This is a genomic window from Streptosporangium sp. NBC_01469 (genome assembly GCF_036227305.1).
Lineage (GTDB): Bacteria > Actinomycetota > Actinomycetes > Streptosporangiales > Streptosporangiaceae > Streptosporangium.
The window spans coordinates 8,932,950-8,949,409 of the sequence record NZ_CP109465.1 but is presented as its reverse complement, the minus strand read 5'-3'; the positions used below and the strand labels follow the sequence as shown (position 1 = coordinate 8,949,409).

Genomic DNA, 16,460 nt, shown 5'->3' with positions numbered 1-16,460 from the left:
CGCCGTGGGTTCAGCCAGGCTGAAGGACTTTCATCTGCCGCACAACGGGCCCTTGTCTCTGGAATACGGGGGGCGTCAGTCCGCCTTCGACTGGGTGCGTCGGGCGTAGGCGCGGGCGGCGCGGGCGCGGTCGCCGCAGCGGGTGGAGCACCAGTGGCGGCGGCCGTGGCGCAGCAGGTAGCGGTTGCAGGGGGTGGAAGCGCAGGCGGTGAGGCGCTCGGCGTCGGGGCCGGTGAGGAGGTCGGCCGTGTTGGCCGCAAGGGTCGCCAGGGCGCGGTCGAGGATCGCGTTGGTGGGGCACGGTGCCGCGCGGTAGGGGCCGTTCTTCTCGTCCCAGTACAGCAGGGCGGCCGTGGGGGCTCCGCTCAGCGCGTCATTGACGGCGGACAAAGCCGCGGGCAAGGCGGGCAGCCCGGCAACACGGGCGGCGAACAATGACCTGAGGTGTTCGCGCAGCGAGCGCAACTGTGCCGCGCACATCTCCTGCACCCCGGCATCGGCCGGAGCGAGGCCGTGTTCGGTGAGCCACCGATTCGTCGCCTCGGGGGTACCGAGGAGATCGATGAACTGCCCTCCAGGCAGCGCGATGGCGCTGTTGACGAAGTCGAGGGCGAGGTAGCCCTCCGCCCCCGACGCGGGCGGCAACACAGACTCGGCAGTCAGGAGCTCGCTCATAGCCCTCATGGTACGGCTTGCATTCGTCCGTGAGACACCGCTACCGCCTTTCACGGATATACCGATTCTCATCCGTGAGGTTTCTCGATGTCCAGTACCAGCGCGTCCACTAAGCAGATCCCCGTCCGCGTTTTCGGCGGCCCGACCGCCCTTTTCGAGTACGGCGGCTTGCGATTTTTGACCGACCCGACCTTCGATGCTCCCGGCGATTACCATGTGCCGGGCGGCAAGCTGACCAAGACGGCGCCCTCATCCGCCGCACCGGCCGGCCTCGGCCGCGTCGACGTGGTCCTGCTCTCCCATGACGAGCACCCCGACAACCTCGACACCTCCGGCCGGGCCCTGCTCGCCGACGTCCCGCTCACCCTCACCACGCCCGGGGGCGGGCGGCGCCTGGGCAGCGGGTCCAGGGGGCTGGCCGACTGGGAGCCGGTCGAGCTGGACCGCCCCGGCGGCGGCACGATCACCGTCACGGGCGTGCCCGCCGTCCACGGGCCCGGCGCGCGCGAGGAGGTCGAATCGCTCGTTGGCCAGGTCGTCGGATTCGTCCTGACCGGGGAGGGCCTGCCCACGGTCTACGTCAGCGGCGACAACGCCTCGCTCGACGTGGTCAGGCAGATTGCCGAACGCTTCGGCCCGGTGGACACCGCCATCCTCTTCGCCGGGGCTCCCCGCTTCTCCGTCCTCTTCGACGGCGCGCTCATCGTCCTCGACAGTGTCCAGGCCGCCGAGGCCGCCAAGATCCTCGGCGCCCGCCGGGTCGTTCCCGTTCACTACGACAGCTGGGCTCACTTCACCGAGGGCCGCGACGAGCTGGTGGCCGCCTTCACCGCCGCCGGGCTGGTCGATTGCCTGGACCTGGGTGACCGGGGCTGACCGCGCAGCCAGACAGCCCCGGACGCCCGACCAATGCCTCGCAAGGCCGGTCAGCTCGCGGCTTTCACCGGCCAGGCCTGCCACACCGTTGAGGGCGGTGCGCCGTCGCCGGGCCGCTGCAGCACATCCGGTGGCATCGAAAGCGGCGGCCGCCGCGCCATTGGAGTTCCGGCCCTCCAACTCCTCGACGCCATCCGAATCTGACCTCACCTCCAAGCTCGCCGGCCCGTGCGGCGCTTCTACGTCGGGCCATCCCTTCGTCTCTTGTCGACCTCACCTGTCGAAACCGCGCAGATAGCGCCGTCCGGCCGGGTCACGCCTATCGAATTCATGAGGACTCTCTCGTAATGACTACCGTGCCTGCCCGGATCGAGGACCTCCCACGTTTTCAGGCGCAGCGCCGCACCCTGATCGTCTTGGTCGCCGCTCAGGTCCTCAGCGGCGCCGGACTGGCGGCCGGCGTGACCGTCGGTGCCCTGCTCGCGCAGGACATGCTCAGCTCCACCAGCCTTGCCGGTCTGCCCAGCGCCCTGGGCACCGCCGGCTCCGCGCTGGCGGCCTTCGCCGTCGGGCGCGTCTCTCAAGCCCGCGGCCGCCGCCCTGGCCTCGCCGCCGGCTATCTGGCCGGTGCCGTCGGCAGCGCAGGCGTCATCGCTGCCGCCGTCGCCGGCAGTTCCGTCCTGCTGTTTTTCGCTCTGTTCGTCTACGGCGCCGGCATGGCCACCAATCTGCAGGCCCGCTATGCCGGGGCCGATCTGGCGGTCCCCGCGCGCCGGGCCCGCGCAGTGTCCACGGTGCTGGTCGCCACCACTGTGGGCGGCGTGGTGGGCCCCAACCTCGCCGCACCCACCGGCGAGCTTGCTCACACCCTCGGCATCCCCTACCTGGCCGGGCCGTTCCTTCTCGCCGGCACCGCCTACGCGCTGGCCGCCTTGGTTCTGACCATCTGGTTGCGCCCCGACCCGCTGCTGCTGGCCCGCGCCCTGGAGGCCGAACGCATCGCCGTGGCGTACGCGCAGCCGGGCGATACCGGCGGCCTTCTCCCAGCGGCGGTCGAAAGGCGCCGCTTCAGCGTGCTCGTCGGCGCGCTGGTCATGGTGCTCACCCAGCTGGTCATGGTCGCGATCATGACCATGACACCCATCCACATGCACGACCACGGCCACGGCACCACCGCCTCCGGCCTCGTCATCGCCATCCACATCGGCGCGATGTACCTGCCCTCGCCCCTGACCGGCTGGCTCGTCGACCGCTACGGCCGCCTCACGATCGCCACCGCCTCCGCGCTGGCCCTGCTGGCCGCCGGAATCGTTGCCGCCAACGCCCCCGACGACTCCGTCGCCCCGCTCTCAGTGGCCCTCGCGCTGCTGGGTCTGGGTTGGAACCTCGGCCTCGTCACCGGCACCGCGATCATCACCGACGCCGTCGCGCTGACCACCCGCGCCAAAACCCAGGGCCTGGTCGACGTCTCCGTCGCCATCGCCGGCGCCACTGGCGGCATGGCCTCGGGCCTCGTCGTCGCCGGAGCCGGCTACCCCCTTCTGGCCATCGGCGGCGGCATCCTGGCACTGGCCATCGTGCCGGTGGTCGCCGCAGCGCGCAGCCGATGAGGCCGGCCCTGGACCCGCTTCCCGCAGCACGGCTTTCGGCCCGGCAATGAGTTGATCACGCATCGGATCCAAGCTGATCACCCGGCCTGCTGAGCCGCCTTCTTGTTCGCCTGCCCTCGTCGAGGTGGCGGTGGACGGTGGGGCGGGTGACGCCGAACTCGTCGGCGATCTGCCGGGCGGCGTAGTCGCCGGGGTCGCACATCTCGCGGGCGAAGCGGACCTGGCGGGGCCGAGCTTGGGTTTTGGCCGCCGGTGCGGCCCCGGGCGCGAGCGGCGTCTCCAGCTGCTCGAAGCGAAAGCCCTTGTCACCGTTCCGCAGCGGCCAGTCGAGGCCGTAGGCCACCTTCAGGTGGTGCTCGCGCACGACGCGTGCCGCCTCGGCCACCGAACGTCCCTGGAGCTCCACCCCGGCCAGCGCCTCGCCCGGCCAGCTGGCGTCGGCGGGGTAGGCGTACTTCTCGCCGGGTTTCGCCGGGCGGCCGGTGATCTTCCGCCCCTTCACTCGATCCGAGGAGAATACGAGGGGGGGGGGTGAACGCTCCCTGGCCGCCATCGTTTTCTGCGCCGTTCCTCGGCCTTCGAGGAGGATCGGTGCAGGAATCAGTGGCAGAGGCCGCTACCTGCGGCGTTCCAAAGGCCGGCCTCGGCAGCGCAACCGTTCCGTCGGGGTCGGACTTACCCGACCAACGGTTGATGCCCATGAGCTGCTGAAACATCAAGACGTTCAGGCCTACCGCCAAAATCCGTATCAACCCTCCCCGAAGGCCAATCAAGCCCGGCACCCCGTAACCCACCATCCACCAGGAGGGGGCGTCTCGCGAGACGCCCCCTCCTTCGAGAGGCGGCCATGCAGTCACCGACGTACCTGCACGACCTTTTGGTCTCGACCCTCTTCACTGAAGGGCTCGACGCTGAGCCGGACCTGTGGGCGCTGGGATTCAGCGCCCTCTGGATCAAGGGCGCGGACCTCGACGCCCTCGCCCGAGACTTCTCCCTGGACCTGGCCACCCGTACCCCGTGCCACCTCAGCGAGATCCTCGACCACAACATTGACGACGGATCCAGGTGGGTGGCCGAGGTCAAGGACTGGGTCGCCATCGTGCCGGCGCACGACCACGGCGAGTTCCTGCGATCCATCACCGAAGGCGGCCGACAGGCCCTCGGCCTCCGCATGGACATCACCGGTAACGCCTCCTTCGATTACGCCCGTGAGGGGCGCGTGGTCGTCTCCTTCGACCCGATCTGGCCGGAGAGGCGGTTCGGCGACGACCCGCACGCGTTCGATCACCTGATGGACGGGTTGCGCTTCCAGATCAGCGATGACGACGTCCTTGACGATCCCGTGGAGTATCCGGAGAGCGTCAGCTCGGCCCTGGCGCTGATCGGACGCGTCACGGAGACCGACATCGCCACCGACTGGTTCCTGGCGCGGCACTTGCGCATCAGACCCGCCTCCTGACGGCTCGCGCTCAGGTCCGGAGCGCGCCGCCTGCCAAGCCCTCGGCGCGGTGGTCCGGTGGGTCGGCTGGAGTGCTCGCCGTTATCTGCTGGGTGAGCAGGGCCTCGGCGCCGACCGGAAGGAAACCCGCGCCCAGGAAGGTCCGTACGCTGGCGGCGTTGCCCGGCGCGATCTGTGCCCACACCGCCTGCCCGGCGCCGAGGAGGTGTCGTCCCGCTCGCGCGAGTTGTCTGCCAAGGCCTCGGCCACGGTGAGCGTCCTCGACCTCGATGGCGATCTCCCAGCGGTCCGCCACCCCTCGCCCGAGCAGCACGACTCCTCCGTCGCTCTGCCACGCTCGCACCCCGTCGCGGTGCTGGAGGGCACGGCGTATCCGGGGGTGGTCGACGTCGTTGATCTCGACCAGAGGCAGCGGGGGCGGGCCGGTCAGCGCACCGGCGACGGCGAGCAGGTCCAGGTTGTCCACCCGGCGTCCGGTCCACTCCTCCAGAGCGCGCAGGAACGGTGGGTTCAGCGGCGCGGACACATCACCGGCGGGCAGCAGGCCGCGCATCCATTCGCGATCGACATCGGCGAAAACCACACTGTGCGCGGTGAAGGCGATGACCCCACAATCGCGCGGGCCGGGCTGGTCCACGAACTCCACCACGCCATCAGCATCGGGGAAGATCCCGCGGGCGACCTCCTCCAACAGCTTTCTCAGCTCGTGCACGCCTCACTCTCCTTCGCCATGACCCCGCAAGACATCCACGACCTTGCAGACCCCGCTTCACCCTGGAGCCCAACTCGCTGACAGCCACCCCCTTATAAAGTACCGAGGCGGGCCGGCAGCGCGGTCGCGGCCGCCGCCCGAGCGGCCGCCTTACTTGGCCCCACTCCCTTCGCCGCGGACCGGTGTGTTCGTGGCGAGCAGGTGGGTGGCGGCTGATGGTGAAGGTCTCCACCTTCAAGCTCTCGGCGGCCTGGCGGGCGCAGGCCGGGTAAGTCGACGTCTTTTCCGGTGGCGCGGACGACGTCGGTGACGCCGTCGGCCGCGTTGGCTGGCCCACACCCCCTTCCCGACCGCGTCTGCCCGGTCTTCGGCTGTTGGCTCCTCCGGTCAGCGCGTCTGCTCTTCCAACACGTGGTGACCCAGCGGTGTAAGGGCATGATGAACGGCCATGCCTGTGCGCCGGGTGGAGATCAAACCAGCACCACGCAGCACCGCGGTGTGCTGACTCATCGAAGCGAGCGACACCCCGACCCTGCGCGCCAGGTCGCTTGTGGTGGCGTGGCCATCCGCCATGGCGTACAGCAGCGCTGCTCTAGTGTGGCCGATCAACGCGCCGAGTGTCCCTTCGTCCGGGGGCGAGAGTGCGGTGATCTGGTTGAGCGTGAGCAGATCGCGGGCGGCGGGTACGAAGAGCCGGGGCGGCACGCCGTCATCGTCGCCGTCGTATACCGGTACCGCGAAGGGCCAGCAGTACACCGAGTAGGCGATGAGCAGGCCTCTGCCCTGGAGATGAATCTCCTGGTCGTAGGCGGCGGGAAGGTGTAGGACCGAAGAGTCCCAGCGGGCCCGGGGGTGCAGCGCGGCAAGCATCTGCTCCACGCCCGAGGAGAGCATCAGGCGACCCAAGGTGCTGTGCTCAGCACGCAGGTGCGCCTTGACGCGCGACCAGTACGGCGCGACCGCAGCCTGGTGAGTGGCGCGGATGGCCGAGTCCAGATGATCGAGCCACTCGGGCTCGCCGTCCGCCAGACGCCCGGCCCAGGAGGGCAGCCTCCTGCGCCGAGCGGTGTCGTCGATCTCGCACCGTAGCGTCGCGCGAGAGCGGTGGCGCAGATGGTCCAGGCCATGTTCCAGACTGCCTGTCGGCCCGTAGAGCGTGAACAGGTCGACCATCCAGCTTCGAGCGGGCAACAAGGGAGGAAGCAAGGCCGACTGCGGCTGCGTCAGGAGACGGTCGCGTGAATATCGCCGCCAGTCACCGAGCAGTGTTTCGTGCTGATACTGCATGAGACGCGCGGCGAACAGTGCCTCCTAATTGCGAGCGGCTGCTGAGTCCGGGCCATCCGCTGATCGAAGTCGTACGGAATAACCGTGATGTGGCTCTTCGCGTGGCGGGCTCGCGGATGCCGTGGTGGCGGCGATGGTTCGGGCGGCTTCAGTGGTGAGCACGGTTCGCCGCTACTTTCTTTGTGCCGTCCCGCGAGACTCCCTGGATAAGTGAGGTTATCCGGGGAGACTCGATATGGTCTCCCCGGATGACCTCCGGGTATGGGCTGGCCTAACGCGAGAAAAACTCCCCGGATAAGAAGGAGGGGGCCGAGGGGTGGCTGCGAGCGCCGACAGTGAGACCAACAACGGTGGTGAACCCGCAATCGGCAACCAAGTTGGCGATCACGATGGCGGGCGATATGGCGGCCGAGTCGACAACCGGATTGACGGCTGAAGGGGCGATGGCGGCACGGTGGTGGCGATCCAGCCAACCTTGATCCAGGATTCGGTCGCGGTCATTTGCCGAACCGTCTCCGCGGGCGCGGGGCCGGCCAGTCGTGGCCGAACATGCCCTCAGGGCTGTCCGAAGCGTCCCCGCGGGCGTGGGACTGCCCCTCGTCCTTCTGGCTGTGGGCGGGGCGGCGAGCTACGGTCGTACCTGTGACGATGCAGGACCCGAGTGCGGTGCCGCTGGATCCGTATGCGGCGTCGCTGGCGCGAAAGTGGATGGCCGCGGGCGCGTTGATCCGTGATGCGGCGGGCGCGGTGTTGCTGGTCGATCCGGTCTACAAACCGCTGTGGGAGGTGCCCGGAGGGTCCGTCGATGCCAGAGAGTCTCCCCTGGCGGCGTGTCGGCGGGAGGTGGCCGAGGAACTCGGCCTGGACCGGCCGGTGGGCCGCGTACTGGCGATCGACTGGATCCCGGCCCGACCCGGCTGGCCGGACGGGCTGATCCTCCTGTATGACGGCGGAATGCTCACTTCCGCGCAGATCGCCGCGATCCGGCTTCCCGCCGATGAGCTGGCCGACTGGGCGTTCGTCACCCCGGATCAAGTGCCCGACCGGGTATCGGCGCCGCTGGGCCGGCGGATCGCCGCCGGCCTGCGAGCCGCGACCGACGGCACGGTGGCTTACCTGGAGGACGGACGTCCGGTGAGCTGACCGGGTTAGGTCTCGGACCAAGCACCGGATCAGTGTGGGGCCAGGGCGAGTCCACTGGAACCATCCCCGCGCGGGCGGGGCCGACGCGTTCGGCACGACCAATGTTGCCATCGAGCAAGGACCATCCCCGCAGGTGCCCGCAGAGATGGTCCCGCCACCGGTCGTACATCGACCTGCAGGCCGCGGTCAGCTCCGCGCCTGCGGGGATGATCCGCCTCCAAACAATTCCCTCGCCTTGCGCGCACAGATGAAGTAGCTCTCGATCTGCTGTGTGATCTTTCCTTGGATTAGGTGCTCCTTGCTGCGCGTGGCGACCTTTGGGCCGAGCTCCACGTCGATCACGCCGAGCTCTTCGGCGAGTTCCCGGCGGGCGGCGGCCAGATGGTCCTCACCGGGATCGAGTGCCCCGCCGGGAGTGGCCCAGAAGACCCCGTCGCCCTCGTCGTAGCGAAGCAGCAGGACGCGGTCGGTTTCGTCCAGGACAATGGCGCGGGCGGCCTCGCGTATCCTCGGGGTACTCACAATCGCCATCCTCCCAGGTCAGTTGCCTCGATCAGATCTTTTCCACGAGATAGTCTCCCAAGAACAGCGCGTCCAGTTCACCGGCCTGGAATGTCGCGAGCGCATCCGCCGGGGTCTCCACGATCGGCTCGCGGTCGACACCGCCACACTCCGAGCGTCCGGGATTTCCTGGAACTCAGCGCCTGAGAGCACCAGAACCAATCATTTTCCTGTCCCCGGCCAACCCCCATCTATGTGGGCGGGATGTGTCCCCGCAGGGACATCCCCACAGAAGCAGGGCCGACACTTGTTGACCTGCAGTTCTAAGAGGGAAAAGGGGGAAATTCTTTGGTTGCTCAGCGGGTCGCTGCTCATTGAGCGTTTTCATCCTGCCTCACGTCGTTGAAGCGTGAGGATGGTTTTGGCCAGCCGGCCTGTGCGGAGAGGGCAGCAGGGGAGTTTCCGCAGGATGCGCCAGGTGATGTGATGGTTGGTCTTGGTCGACAACCCTTCTGTCAAAGGCTTCTCCGTTCCGGTGCCAAGGCCGGTGGTCCCAACGAGCCATGACCTGCGCTATCAGGTTGGAACGGGCTCAGTGAACGATCTCGCCGGCAGGCCGCCCGGCAAGGGCGCGATGCGCTCGCGGGCGGCCCCTCAAGTACTCCTCGCGCGGGTTACCAGAACGTGTTCTTGTAGAAAACGCTGGCTTGACGGACACCGGCGTTGTTCGAGTGGAAGCCGAAGGCCAGTCGCGGTTGGACCGCCCCGTTGCCCGCGGTCACGAGCCAGATCGCCATCCCCTGTGGCTCGCGGCCGGGCAGGCTCTGGCCGGCGGCCGTCGGCCACCTGTCCTGCGCGATGCTCTGCCCCACGCCGTTCAGGTCGATGGCGGTGAGATAGGAGGTGTCGCTCACTCCGCCTTCGATCAGGTAGGCGTACTGGCCGTAGGCCGTGAAACCCTGGAAGGGATTCGCCTTGGCCCAGGCCGCGTCCCTCGTCGGCAGCGCCCGCTCGGCGAGCCGGTACCTGCTGCCGAGCCGACCGGCTCGGGCGTCGCTCATGCGGAACAGCACGATACGCATGTTCTTGTTCACGTCCCTGAACCTCACCACCAGCCGATCGGTGCTCGGATCGATCGCGGGCTGGGGATTGGCCGACACGGGGTGCATGTTCGCGAGGGTGGGGGTCCGGTCCTGGACGGAGCCACTGTTCTTCTCAAGGACCCCGCCGTCCACGAACTTGAAACGCCCGATCTTGTTGCCGAAATCGGTGGGCGGATTCCGATCCTGCCACTCCGTCCACAGGTAGACGGCCCCGTTGTAGGGCTCCACACCGATCTGCACACCGTGCCCGAAATTGTGCAGGGCCATGGAACCCAGCTCGTTACCGTTGAGGTCCGTCTTGGTAACCCACATGTCGCCCGCACGTTCGGGGTTGGTGTTTTCCGAGTTGTGCTGCACGAAGTAGACATGCCGGTTGACGTTGTCGTACGCGAACGACTGCATCACCCAGTTGGCGTGCAGCGACTTCCTGACGATCGGATCGTCTCCGGCCCCCGCGAAATTGAATCGCAGGCTGGGGTCCACGTCGGCGTGCGCGGTGCCCGCGTCGACGAACGGGAGAGAGCCGGCGGCTGTCGCGGCGACGACACCACCGCCGACCTGGAACAGTCGTCTCCGGCTGAGGGGTGGGGTTTCCTGGTTACTCGATGACACAGGACCTCCTGTCTATTGGGCAACAGGAGCCCTATGTAATCGTAGATCTTCTTTTACTTGCTAGATCCGGTCAGGACAGAACCCCTGACCGGTGGCGCGGGAATGAGGGACAGGCCGTCTGCCACCCGTCCGGCCTCCACCGAACCCGAACGGGCGATGTCGCGCCCTTCGGCCGGGCCTGACCTGTACAGATATCCCCGGGTGAATCGACATCGTTCGCTGAGCCCTTTTCGTCCTGTCATCGCGGCCGACCGAGAGCATCCTCGGTTCGGGAAGATGCGAAGTGCTGCAGATTGTTGACGACGCGCGAACGGTGACCCCCTGGCGACGGCCGAATGGTGACCCCCTTGTAGTCACTCTGGAGGGTGATCAAGGTGGAGGACTGGGCGGAGATCCGCCGGTTGTATCGAGCCGAGGCGATGCCGATCAAGGCGATCGCTCGGCATCTGGGCATCTCGAAGAACACCGTGAAACGGGCGCTGGCGGCCGACAGCCCGCCGAAGTATGAGCGGCCGAGCAAGGGATCGATCGTGGACGCGGCCGAGCCGCAGATCCGGGCGCTGTTGGCGCAGTTTCCGACCATGCCCGCGACGGTGATCGCCGAGCGGATCGGCTGGACGCGGTCGCTCACGGTCCTCAAAGACCGAATCCGTGTGCTGCGGCCGCAGTTCAAGCCGGTCGATCCGGCGTCGCGGACCGCCTATCAAGCGGGCGAGCTGGCCCAGTGTGATCTGTGGTTCCCGCCGGTGAAGGTGGCGGTGGGAGCCGGGCATCTGGCCAGCCCGCCGGTGCTGGTCATGGTCAGCGGCTACTCGCGGTGGATGATGGCCCGGATGCTACCCTCGCGCACCGCGGGGGATCTGTTCGCCGGACACTGGGCTTTGTTGTCGGAGCTGGGCGCGGTGCCCAAGACGCTGGTATGGGACAACGAGAGCGCGATCGGCCGGTGGCGGGGCGGCAAACCGCAGCTCACAGCGGATGCCAACGCCTTCCGCGGAGCGCTGGGAGTGGGCATCCTGCAATGCAGGCCGGGCGATCCCGAGGCCAAAGGGATGGTGGAGCGGGCCAACGGCTATCTGGAGACCTCGTTTCTGCCCGGCAGGGAGTTTGCCTGCCCGCAGGACTTCAACGCCCAACTGGCCAACTGGCTCCCCCAGGCCAACAGCCGTCATCACCGGCGCATCCAGTGTCGGCCGCTGGATCGGCTGCACGTCGACCTGGCGGCGATGGTGGCGTTGCCACCGGTCGCGCCGGCCGTTGGCTGGCGCACCTCGACTCGGCTGGCGCGTGATCACTATGTGCGTGTCGCCTCGTGTGACTACTCGGTGCACCCCTCGGTGATCGGCCGCCTGGTGGAGGTGGTCGCCGACTTGGAGGAGGTCACCGTGACCTGCGGCGGGCAGCTGGTGGGCCGCCACCGGCGGTGCTGGGCGCCGCACCAGACCATCACCGATGCGCTGCATGCCCAAGCCGCTGCCGCGATGCGCCGCACCTGCCTGCGCACCGCCGCTGCCCCGGCCAAAGCCGAGGTCGAGGTCGAGGTCGAGGTCGAGCAGCGCCGATTGAGTGACTACGATGCACTGCTCGGCGTCGAGGGGGTGGCGTGATGGCCACCGCCCAAACCCAGCCGAGCAGTGGACGTAACGTCGCGGCCGAGTTGGCCTATCTGACCCGGGTGCTCAAGGCCCCGTCCCTGGCCGCGGCCATCGATCGGCTGGCTGAGCGGGCCAGGGCCGAGTCGTGGACGCATGAGGAGTTTCTGGCCGCGTGTCTGCAACGCGAGGTCGCCGCCCGGGAATCACACGGCGGCGAGGCCCGGATCCGCTTCGCCCGCTTTCCGGCCCGCAAGGCGTTGGAAGACTTCGACTACGACCACCAGCGTTCTCTTAAACGCGAGGTCATCGCACATCTGGGCACGCTGGACTTCGTCACCGCCAAGGACAACGTGGTCTTCCTCGGGCCGCCCGGAACCGGCAAGACCCATCTGTCCATCGGGTTGGGCATCCGGGCCTGTCAAGCCGGCCACCGAGTCGCCTTCGCCACCGCCGCCCAATGGGTCGCCCGGCTGGCCGACGCCCACGCCGCCGGCACGCTGCAGGGCGAGCTCATCAAGCTGTCTCGGATCCCGGTGCTGATCGTGGACGAGGTCGGCTACATCCCCTTCGAACCCGAGGCGGCCAACCTGTTCTTCCAGCTGGTCTCCAGCCGCTACGAGCGGGCAAGTCTGATCGTCACCAGCAACAAACCCTTCGGACGCTGGGGAGAAGTGTTCGGCGACGATGTCGTGGCCGCCGCCATGATCGACCGCCTGGTCCACCACGCCGAAGTCATCAGCTTGAAGGGAGACAGCTACCGCCTCAAAAATCGTGACCTTGGCCGCGTGCCAGCGGCCAATCCCAGCAATGACCAGTAACAATCAAGTACACGACAGGGGTCAGCTTTCAGACGCCGATAGGGGGTCACGGTTCGGACGACGTCGACACAGATCTCCCGTAAAGCTCATCGCCGATGAGGAGAACTTTCGCTGGTGCCCCCCGTTTCTTCCCGGCCGGAATCGTACGGGGAGAGGGAGATCGCGACTGATACATCCTCGTGATCTCGCCCCCTACCGTCCCGTCCGGTGATGGTATGGGAGATCATGGGTGTTCCTCCGTCCGGATGTCGTGCCAAGTGGTCTCATGGCGAACGGGCCGGGAGTGGGGGAGTCCTCGTCGGCCGGGCCGGCCATCACGCACCGGAGGTTGATCTTGCAGGGAGCACTCGGCGACATCGTCGTCCTCGACCTCTCTCGCGCGCTCGCGGGCCCGCACGCCGCGCAGATGCTCGGTGACCTGGGCGCCCGGGTGATCAAGGTGGAGCATCCCGCAGGAGGTGACGAGTCGCGGGGCTGGGGTCCGCCGTTCGTCGGCCCCGATCACGATATTTCCACCTATTTCCTGGCGGCCAACCGCAACAAACAGTCGATCGCCGTCGACCTCAAGTCCGCCGAGGGTAAGTCGCTCATCGAGCGGCTGGTGCGGCAGAGCGACGTGCTGGTGGAGAACTTCCGCACCGGGGTCCTGGACCGGCTCGGCTTCTCCGTCGAGCGGCTGCACGAGCTCAACCCCCGCCTGGTCGTCCTGTCGATCACCGGCTTCGGCCATGACGGCCCGGAGGGCGGCAGGCCCGGCTACGACCAGATCGCGCAGGGCGAGGCGGGGCTGATGAGCCTGACCGGCCCGTCGGCCGAGGAGCCGTACCGGGTGGGTGCCTCGGTCGCGGACCTGCTCGGGGGCATCCACGGCGCGTACGGCGTGGTCGCCGCGCTCTACGAGCGGGAGCGGACCGGGCGGGGCAAGGTCGTGCGGACCTCGCTGCTGGCCGCGGTGACCGGGGTGCACTCCTACCACGGGACGGCCTGGACGGTGGGCGGCCAGGTGCCCCGGGCGGGCGGCAACCACCACGCCTCCATCGCCCCGTACGGCGCCTTCCACTGTGCCGACGGCATGATCCAGATCGCGGCGGCGAACGACGTGCAGTGGCGCAAGGTCGCCGCCCTGCTGGACATCGACCCACATGTCGCGAAATATGCGACCAATAGGGAAAGATTTGCGCATCGGGATGAGCTGATCGCCGACATGGAGCAGGCGCTCACCAAGCACGACAGGGGGCACTGGCTGGCCGCGCTCGGCGAGGCCGGGGTGCCCGCCGGGGCCATCAGGTCCATCGACGAGGTCTACGCCTGGGACCAGACCCGCTCCCAGGGCCTGGTCGTCGAGGTGGACCACCCCGTGCTCGGCACCATCGAGCTGCCCGGACCGCCGCTCCGCTTCGACGGCGACCCTCCCGTGCGCCACGCCGCCCCGCCCGCCCTCGGCGAGCACGGCGACGAGGTCCTCGCCTGGCTGGAGGAGCGGGAGCGATGACCGGCACACCCCCCGCCCACGCCCGTGTGCCGTCCCGCGGAGCGCGGGCATGACCCCGGCACGGCCCGACGCGCGCACGCTGATCGACACCTTCCTCGACTCCGGGACGTGGCTGTCGTGGGACGAGCCGCCCACCGACCCCGCCGCGTCCGGCTCGGGGTACGCCGAGGAGCTGGCCGCGGTCCGGGCCAAGACGGGATACGACGAGTCGGTGATCACCGGAGAGGGCCTGCTCGAGGGGCGCCGGGTGGCGGTCGTCGCGTGCGAGTTCTCCTTCCTGGCCGGTTCGATCGGGGTCGCCGCCGCCGAGCGGCTCACCGCCGCGGTCGAGCGGGCCACCGCCGAGGGACTCCCGCTGCTGGCCGCCCCCGCCTCGGGCGGGACCCGGATGCAGGAGGGCGCGGTGGCCTTCGTCCAGATGGTGAAGATCACCGCCGCCGTGGCCGCGCACCGCGCCGCGGGACTGCCGTACGTCGTCTACCTGCGCCATCCCACCACCGGCGGCGTCTTCGCCTCCTGGGGGTCGCTCGGGCACGTCACCGCCGCCGAGCCGGGCGCGCTGATCGGCTTCCTGGGGCCGAGGGTGTTCGAGTCGCTGCACGGCTACCCGTTCCCCGAGGGCGTCCAGGTCTCGGAGAACCTCTTCGCCCACGGCCTGGTCGACGCCGTCGTGTCGGCGGAGGACGCCCGGCGGGTCGCCGTACGGGCGCTCGCCGTGCTGTGCGCCCCCCGGCGGGGCCTGGATCCGGGGCCCGAGCCGGACGAGCGGATCCCGACGGTCCAGGCGTGGGACGCGATCAGCCGCTCGCGCCGCGACGACCGCCCCGGGGTGCGGGCGCTGCTCAAGCTCGGCGCCTCCGACGTCACCCCGCTCAACGGCACCGGCGTGGGCGAGAACGACCCCGGGCTGATCCTCGCCCTGGCCAGGTTCGGCGAGGCTCCCGCGGTCGTGCTCGGCCAGGACCGGCGGCACCAGCGGATCGACGCCCCGCTCGGCCCGGCCGGGCTCCGGGTCGCCAGGCGGGGCATGCGTCTCGCCTCCGAGCTGGGGCTGCCGCTGGTCACCGTGATCGACACCGCCGGGGCCGCGCTGTCCAAGGCGGCCGAGGAGGGCGGCCTGGCCGCGGAGATCGCGCGTTCCGTGGCCGATCTGGTGATGCTCGACGCCCCGACCGTGTGCCTGCTGCTGGGGGAGGGCGCGGGAGGTGCCGCCCTCGCGCTGCTCCCCGCCGACCGGGTGCTCTGCGCCCAGCACGGCTGGCTGTCGCCGCTGTCTCCCGAGGGGGCCTCGGCGCTGCTGTACCGGAGCGTCGACTTCGCCCCGGAGATCGCCGCGGCGCAGGGCGTGAGATCCACCGACCTGCGCCGGGACGGCCTCGTCGACCGGATCATCCCGGAGTTCCCCGACGCCGCCTACGAGCCGGAGGCGTTCTGCGTCCGGGTCGCGCGCACCCTGGAGCACGAGATCGCGGGACTGCTGGAACAGGCCCCCGCCGACCGCCTCGCCGCCCGGCTGGCCCGTTACCGCAGGCTCGGCGCGAGCTGAGGGCGACGGGCCCGCTGCTCGGCACTGCCCGGCACTGCTCGGCGGTTTCGCCGGTCGCGCCGCCCCACCGTCCTGCCGGCCCGTGACGCGCGTACCCGTACGGGGCAGCGGCGGGTGGCGGGCGCCGGGGGCGCTACGGCTCAGCGCCCTCCGGGACGAGGGGGACGGGCAGGCGCTCGATCCTGATGGAGAAGACCTCGTCGCGGGGGACGACGACCTCGTACGCCCCGTGGTCGACCATCCAGTAACCCAGCGCCTCGGCCTTCATCCCGCTGTGCCCGGTGTAGGCGATGTGCAGGCTCTCCTCGCCGTTCTCCTCGGAGACGTCGAGGACCAGGCACGGCTCCCCGCCGAACGCGCCGACCGTGCGGACCAGCACCAGCCAGTCGAGGTCCTCGCGGGCGACGACCAGCCGCCAGTAGCCGGAGGCCGCCTCGAAGCCCTTCTGGGCCTCCTCGTTGAACAGCACCACCTCGGCGCTGCCGGGACCGAGGGCCGCGGCGTACGTACGGCCCGAGTAGCGGGCGGCGAATCCCGAGGCCACCGGCTCGATCTCGGCGCTCATGAGGCGGGCCGCCAGCTCAGGCCGTCGTAGAGGCCGAAGAGGCGCTCCTCGCCGGGGACCACGTGGATGATCTCGGCCCCGGCGGGGATCGGCATGGGCGTGGTGTGGAACTGCGGCACGACGTGCTCCCGCGAGGTGGTGAAGCCGTTTCCGGCGAAGGGTGGTGAATCGTTCCAGTCACCACCCATGTGCGGGCCGTACGGCACGACATAGGCGTCCATGTCGCGGGCGAACCAGCGCATCAGGTAGATCTCCGGGACCGTTGCGGCCAGCTCCGAGCCCTCGAACCCCAGGTCGAGACCGGCGAAGAGCTGCGCGGGGGTGGTCAGCCGCGCGCAGTCCTGAACCCGGTACACGTACCCCGAGATCACGGTGCGTCTGCTGGCCAGATAGGGCACGAGCAGCCGAGGCGGTATGACCTTCTGCATCTGCGTTCTACGCCCAGGTGGCTCACTCACGGTCGGCA

Annotated in this window: 16 protein-coding genes; 8 read left to right on the top strand and 8 right to left on the bottom strand. The window is 69.2% G+C overall.

What is annotated here, in order from left to right:
- Positions 1–75 precede the first annotated feature (75 nt).
- Positions 76–675 (bottom strand): CGNR zinc finger domain-containing protein, encoded by a 600-nt coding sequence (locus OG587_RS38925; RefSeq protein ID WP_329083829.1) that lies wholly within the window; start codon positions 673–675, stop codon positions 76–78.
- 87 nt (positions 676–762) lie between these two features.
- Between OG587_RS38925 and OG587_RS38920 the strand changes: the two genes are divergently transcribed.
- The gene (locus OG587_RS38920; protein WP_329083828.1) at positions 763–1,551 is read left to right on the top strand and encodes an MBL fold metallo-hydrolase; all 789 of its coding nucleotides are present in this window, start codon (positions 763–765) and stop codon (positions 1,549–1,551) included.
- Between the two features lie 347 nt (positions 1,552–1,898).
- Positions 1,899–3,161 (top strand): MFS transporter, encoded by a 1,263-nt coding sequence (locus OG587_RS38915; RefSeq protein ID WP_329083827.1) that lies wholly within the window; start codon positions 1,899–1,901, stop codon positions 3,159–3,161.
- A gap of 55 nt (positions 3,162–3,216) precedes the next feature.
- On the opposite strand, the gene OG587_RS38910 is transcribed toward OG587_RS38915, so the two are convergent.
- Complete coding sequence (locus tag OG587_RS38910) at positions 3,217–3,663, bottom strand: hypothetical protein (RefSeq protein WP_329083826.1); 447 nt, start codon at positions 3,661–3,663, stop codon at positions 3,217–3,219.
- A gap of 345 nt (positions 3,664–4,008) precedes the next feature.
- On the opposite strand from OG587_RS38910, the gene OG587_RS38905 reads away from it, so the two are divergent.
- On the top strand, positions 4,009–4,620 hold the full coding sequence (locus OG587_RS38905) for a DUF6461 domain-containing protein (protein ID WP_329083825.1): 612 nt from the start codon (positions 4,009–4,011) through the stop codon (positions 4,618–4,620).
- A 10-nt stretch (positions 4,621–4,630) separates the two neighbouring features.
- Here the strand turns inward: OG587_RS38905 and OG587_RS38900 are convergent, their stop codons facing one another.
- Both OG587_RS38900 and OG587_RS38895 read right to left on the bottom strand, forming a co-directional pair.
- Complete coding sequence (locus tag OG587_RS38900; RefSeq protein WP_329083824.1) at positions 4,631–5,332, bottom strand: GNAT family N-acetyltransferase; 702 nt, start codon at positions 5,330–5,332, stop codon at positions 4,631–4,633.
- A 387-nt stretch (positions 5,333–5,719) separates the two neighbouring features.
- On the bottom strand, positions 5,720–6,505 hold the full coding sequence (locus OG587_RS38895) for an ArsR/SmtB family transcription factor (RefSeq protein ID WP_329083823.1): 786 nt from the start codon (positions 6,503–6,505) through the stop codon (positions 5,720–5,722).
- 762 nt (positions 6,506–7,267) lie between these two features.
- Here OG587_RS38895 and OG587_RS38890 point away from each other — a divergent pair.
- Positions 7,268–7,762, top strand: coding sequence for an NUDIX hydrolase (locus tag OG587_RS38890; RefSeq protein ID WP_329094134.1), 495 nt, complete (start codon positions 7,268–7,270; stop codon positions 7,760–7,762).
- A 186-nt stretch (positions 7,763–7,948) separates the two neighbouring features.
- On the opposite strand, the gene OG587_RS38885 is transcribed toward OG587_RS38890, so the two are convergent.
- Together OG587_RS38885 and OG587_RS38875 are read right to left on the bottom strand one after the other, a co-directional pair.
- Positions 7,949–8,284 (bottom strand): NUDIX domain-containing protein, encoded by a 336-nt coding sequence (locus OG587_RS38885; protein ID WP_329083822.1) that lies wholly within the window; start codon positions 8,282–8,284, stop codon positions 7,949–7,951.
- A 653-nt stretch (positions 8,285–8,937) separates the two neighbouring features.
- Positions 8,938–9,978 carry a phage baseplate protein gene (locus tag OG587_RS38875; protein ID WP_329083820.1) on the bottom strand — a complete coding sequence of 347 codons (1,041 nt, stop codon included), beginning with the start codon at positions 9,976–9,978 and terminating at the stop codon, positions 8,938–8,940.
- Between the two features lie 365 nt (positions 9,979–10,343).
- Here OG587_RS38875 and istA point away from each other — a divergent pair, with 365 nt between their 5' ends.
- From istA to OG587_RS38855, 4 genes are all read left to right on the top strand, one after another.
- Positions 10,344–11,585 (top strand): IS21 family transposase, encoded by a 1,242-nt coding sequence (gene istA, locus OG587_RS38870; protein ID WP_329083819.1) that lies wholly within the window; start codon positions 10,344–10,346, stop codon positions 11,583–11,585.
- Complete coding sequence (gene istB, locus OG587_RS38865; RefSeq protein ID WP_329093758.1) at positions 11,585–12,391, top strand: IS21-like element helper ATPase IstB; 807 nt, start codon at positions 11,585–11,587, stop codon at positions 12,389–12,391. The genes istA and istB overlap by 1 nt, the downstream gene beginning before the upstream one ends.
- A 334-nt stretch (positions 12,392–12,725) precedes the next feature.
- Positions 12,726–13,883, top strand: a complete 1,158-nt coding sequence (locus tag OG587_RS38860; RefSeq protein WP_329083818.1) for a CaiB/BaiF CoA transferase family protein — start codon at positions 12,726–12,728, stop codon at positions 13,881–13,883.
- A gap of 49 nt (positions 13,884–13,932) precedes the next feature.
- Entirely contained in the window at positions 13,933–15,429 is a 1,497-nt protein-coding gene (locus OG587_RS38855; protein ID WP_329083817.1) for a carboxyl transferase domain-containing protein, read from the top strand.
- Between the two features lie 133 nt (positions 15,430–15,562).
- Here the strand turns inward: OG587_RS38855 and OG587_RS38850 are convergent, their stop codons facing one another.
- Positions 15,563–15,994, bottom strand: coding sequence for a hypothetical protein (locus OG587_RS38850; protein ID WP_329083816.1), 432 nt, complete (start codon positions 15,992–15,994; stop codon positions 15,563–15,565).
- Complete coding sequence (locus OG587_RS38845; protein WP_329083815.1) at positions 15,991–16,452, bottom strand: hypothetical protein; 462 nt, start codon at positions 16,450–16,452, stop codon at positions 15,991–15,993. Before OG587_RS38845 ends, OG587_RS38850 begins: the two co-directional genes overlap by 4 nt.
- Positions 16,453–16,460: the final 8 nt, after the last annotated feature.

Coding starts and splice junctions, on each gene's coding strand:
- OG587_RS38850 (WP_329083816.1), bottom strand. CDS start 15,994: ATGAGCGCCGAGATCGAGCCGGTGGCCTCGGGATTCGCCGCCCGCTAC.
- OG587_RS38855 (WP_329083817.1), top strand. CDS start 13,933: ATGACCCCGGCACGGCCCGACGCGCGCACGCTGATCGACACCTTCCTC.
- OG587_RS38925 (WP_329083829.1), bottom strand. CDS start 675: ATGAGCGAGCTCCTGACTGCCGAGTCTGTGTTGCCGCCCGCGTCGGGG.
- istB (WP_329093758.1), top strand. CDS start 11,585: ATGGCCACCGCCCAAACCCAGCCGAGCAGTGGACGTAACGTCGCGGCC.
- OG587_RS38920 (WP_329083828.1), top strand. CDS start 763: ATGTCCAGTACCAGCGCGTCCACTAAGCAGATCCCCGTCCGCGTTTTC.
- OG587_RS38890 (WP_329094134.1), top strand. CDS start 7,268: ATGCAGGACCCGAGTGCGGTGCCGCTGGATCCGTATGCGGCGTCGCTG.
- OG587_RS38905 (WP_329083825.1), top strand. CDS start 4,009: ATGCAGTCACCGACGTACCTGCACGACCTTTTGGTCTCGACCCTCTTC.
- OG587_RS38895 (WP_329083823.1), bottom strand. CDS start 6,505: ATGGTCGACCTGTTCACGCTCTACGGGCCGACAGGCAGTCTGGAACAT.
- OG587_RS38915 (WP_329083827.1), top strand. CDS start 1,899: ATGACTACCGTGCCTGCCCGGATCGAGGACCTCCCACGTTTTCAGGCG.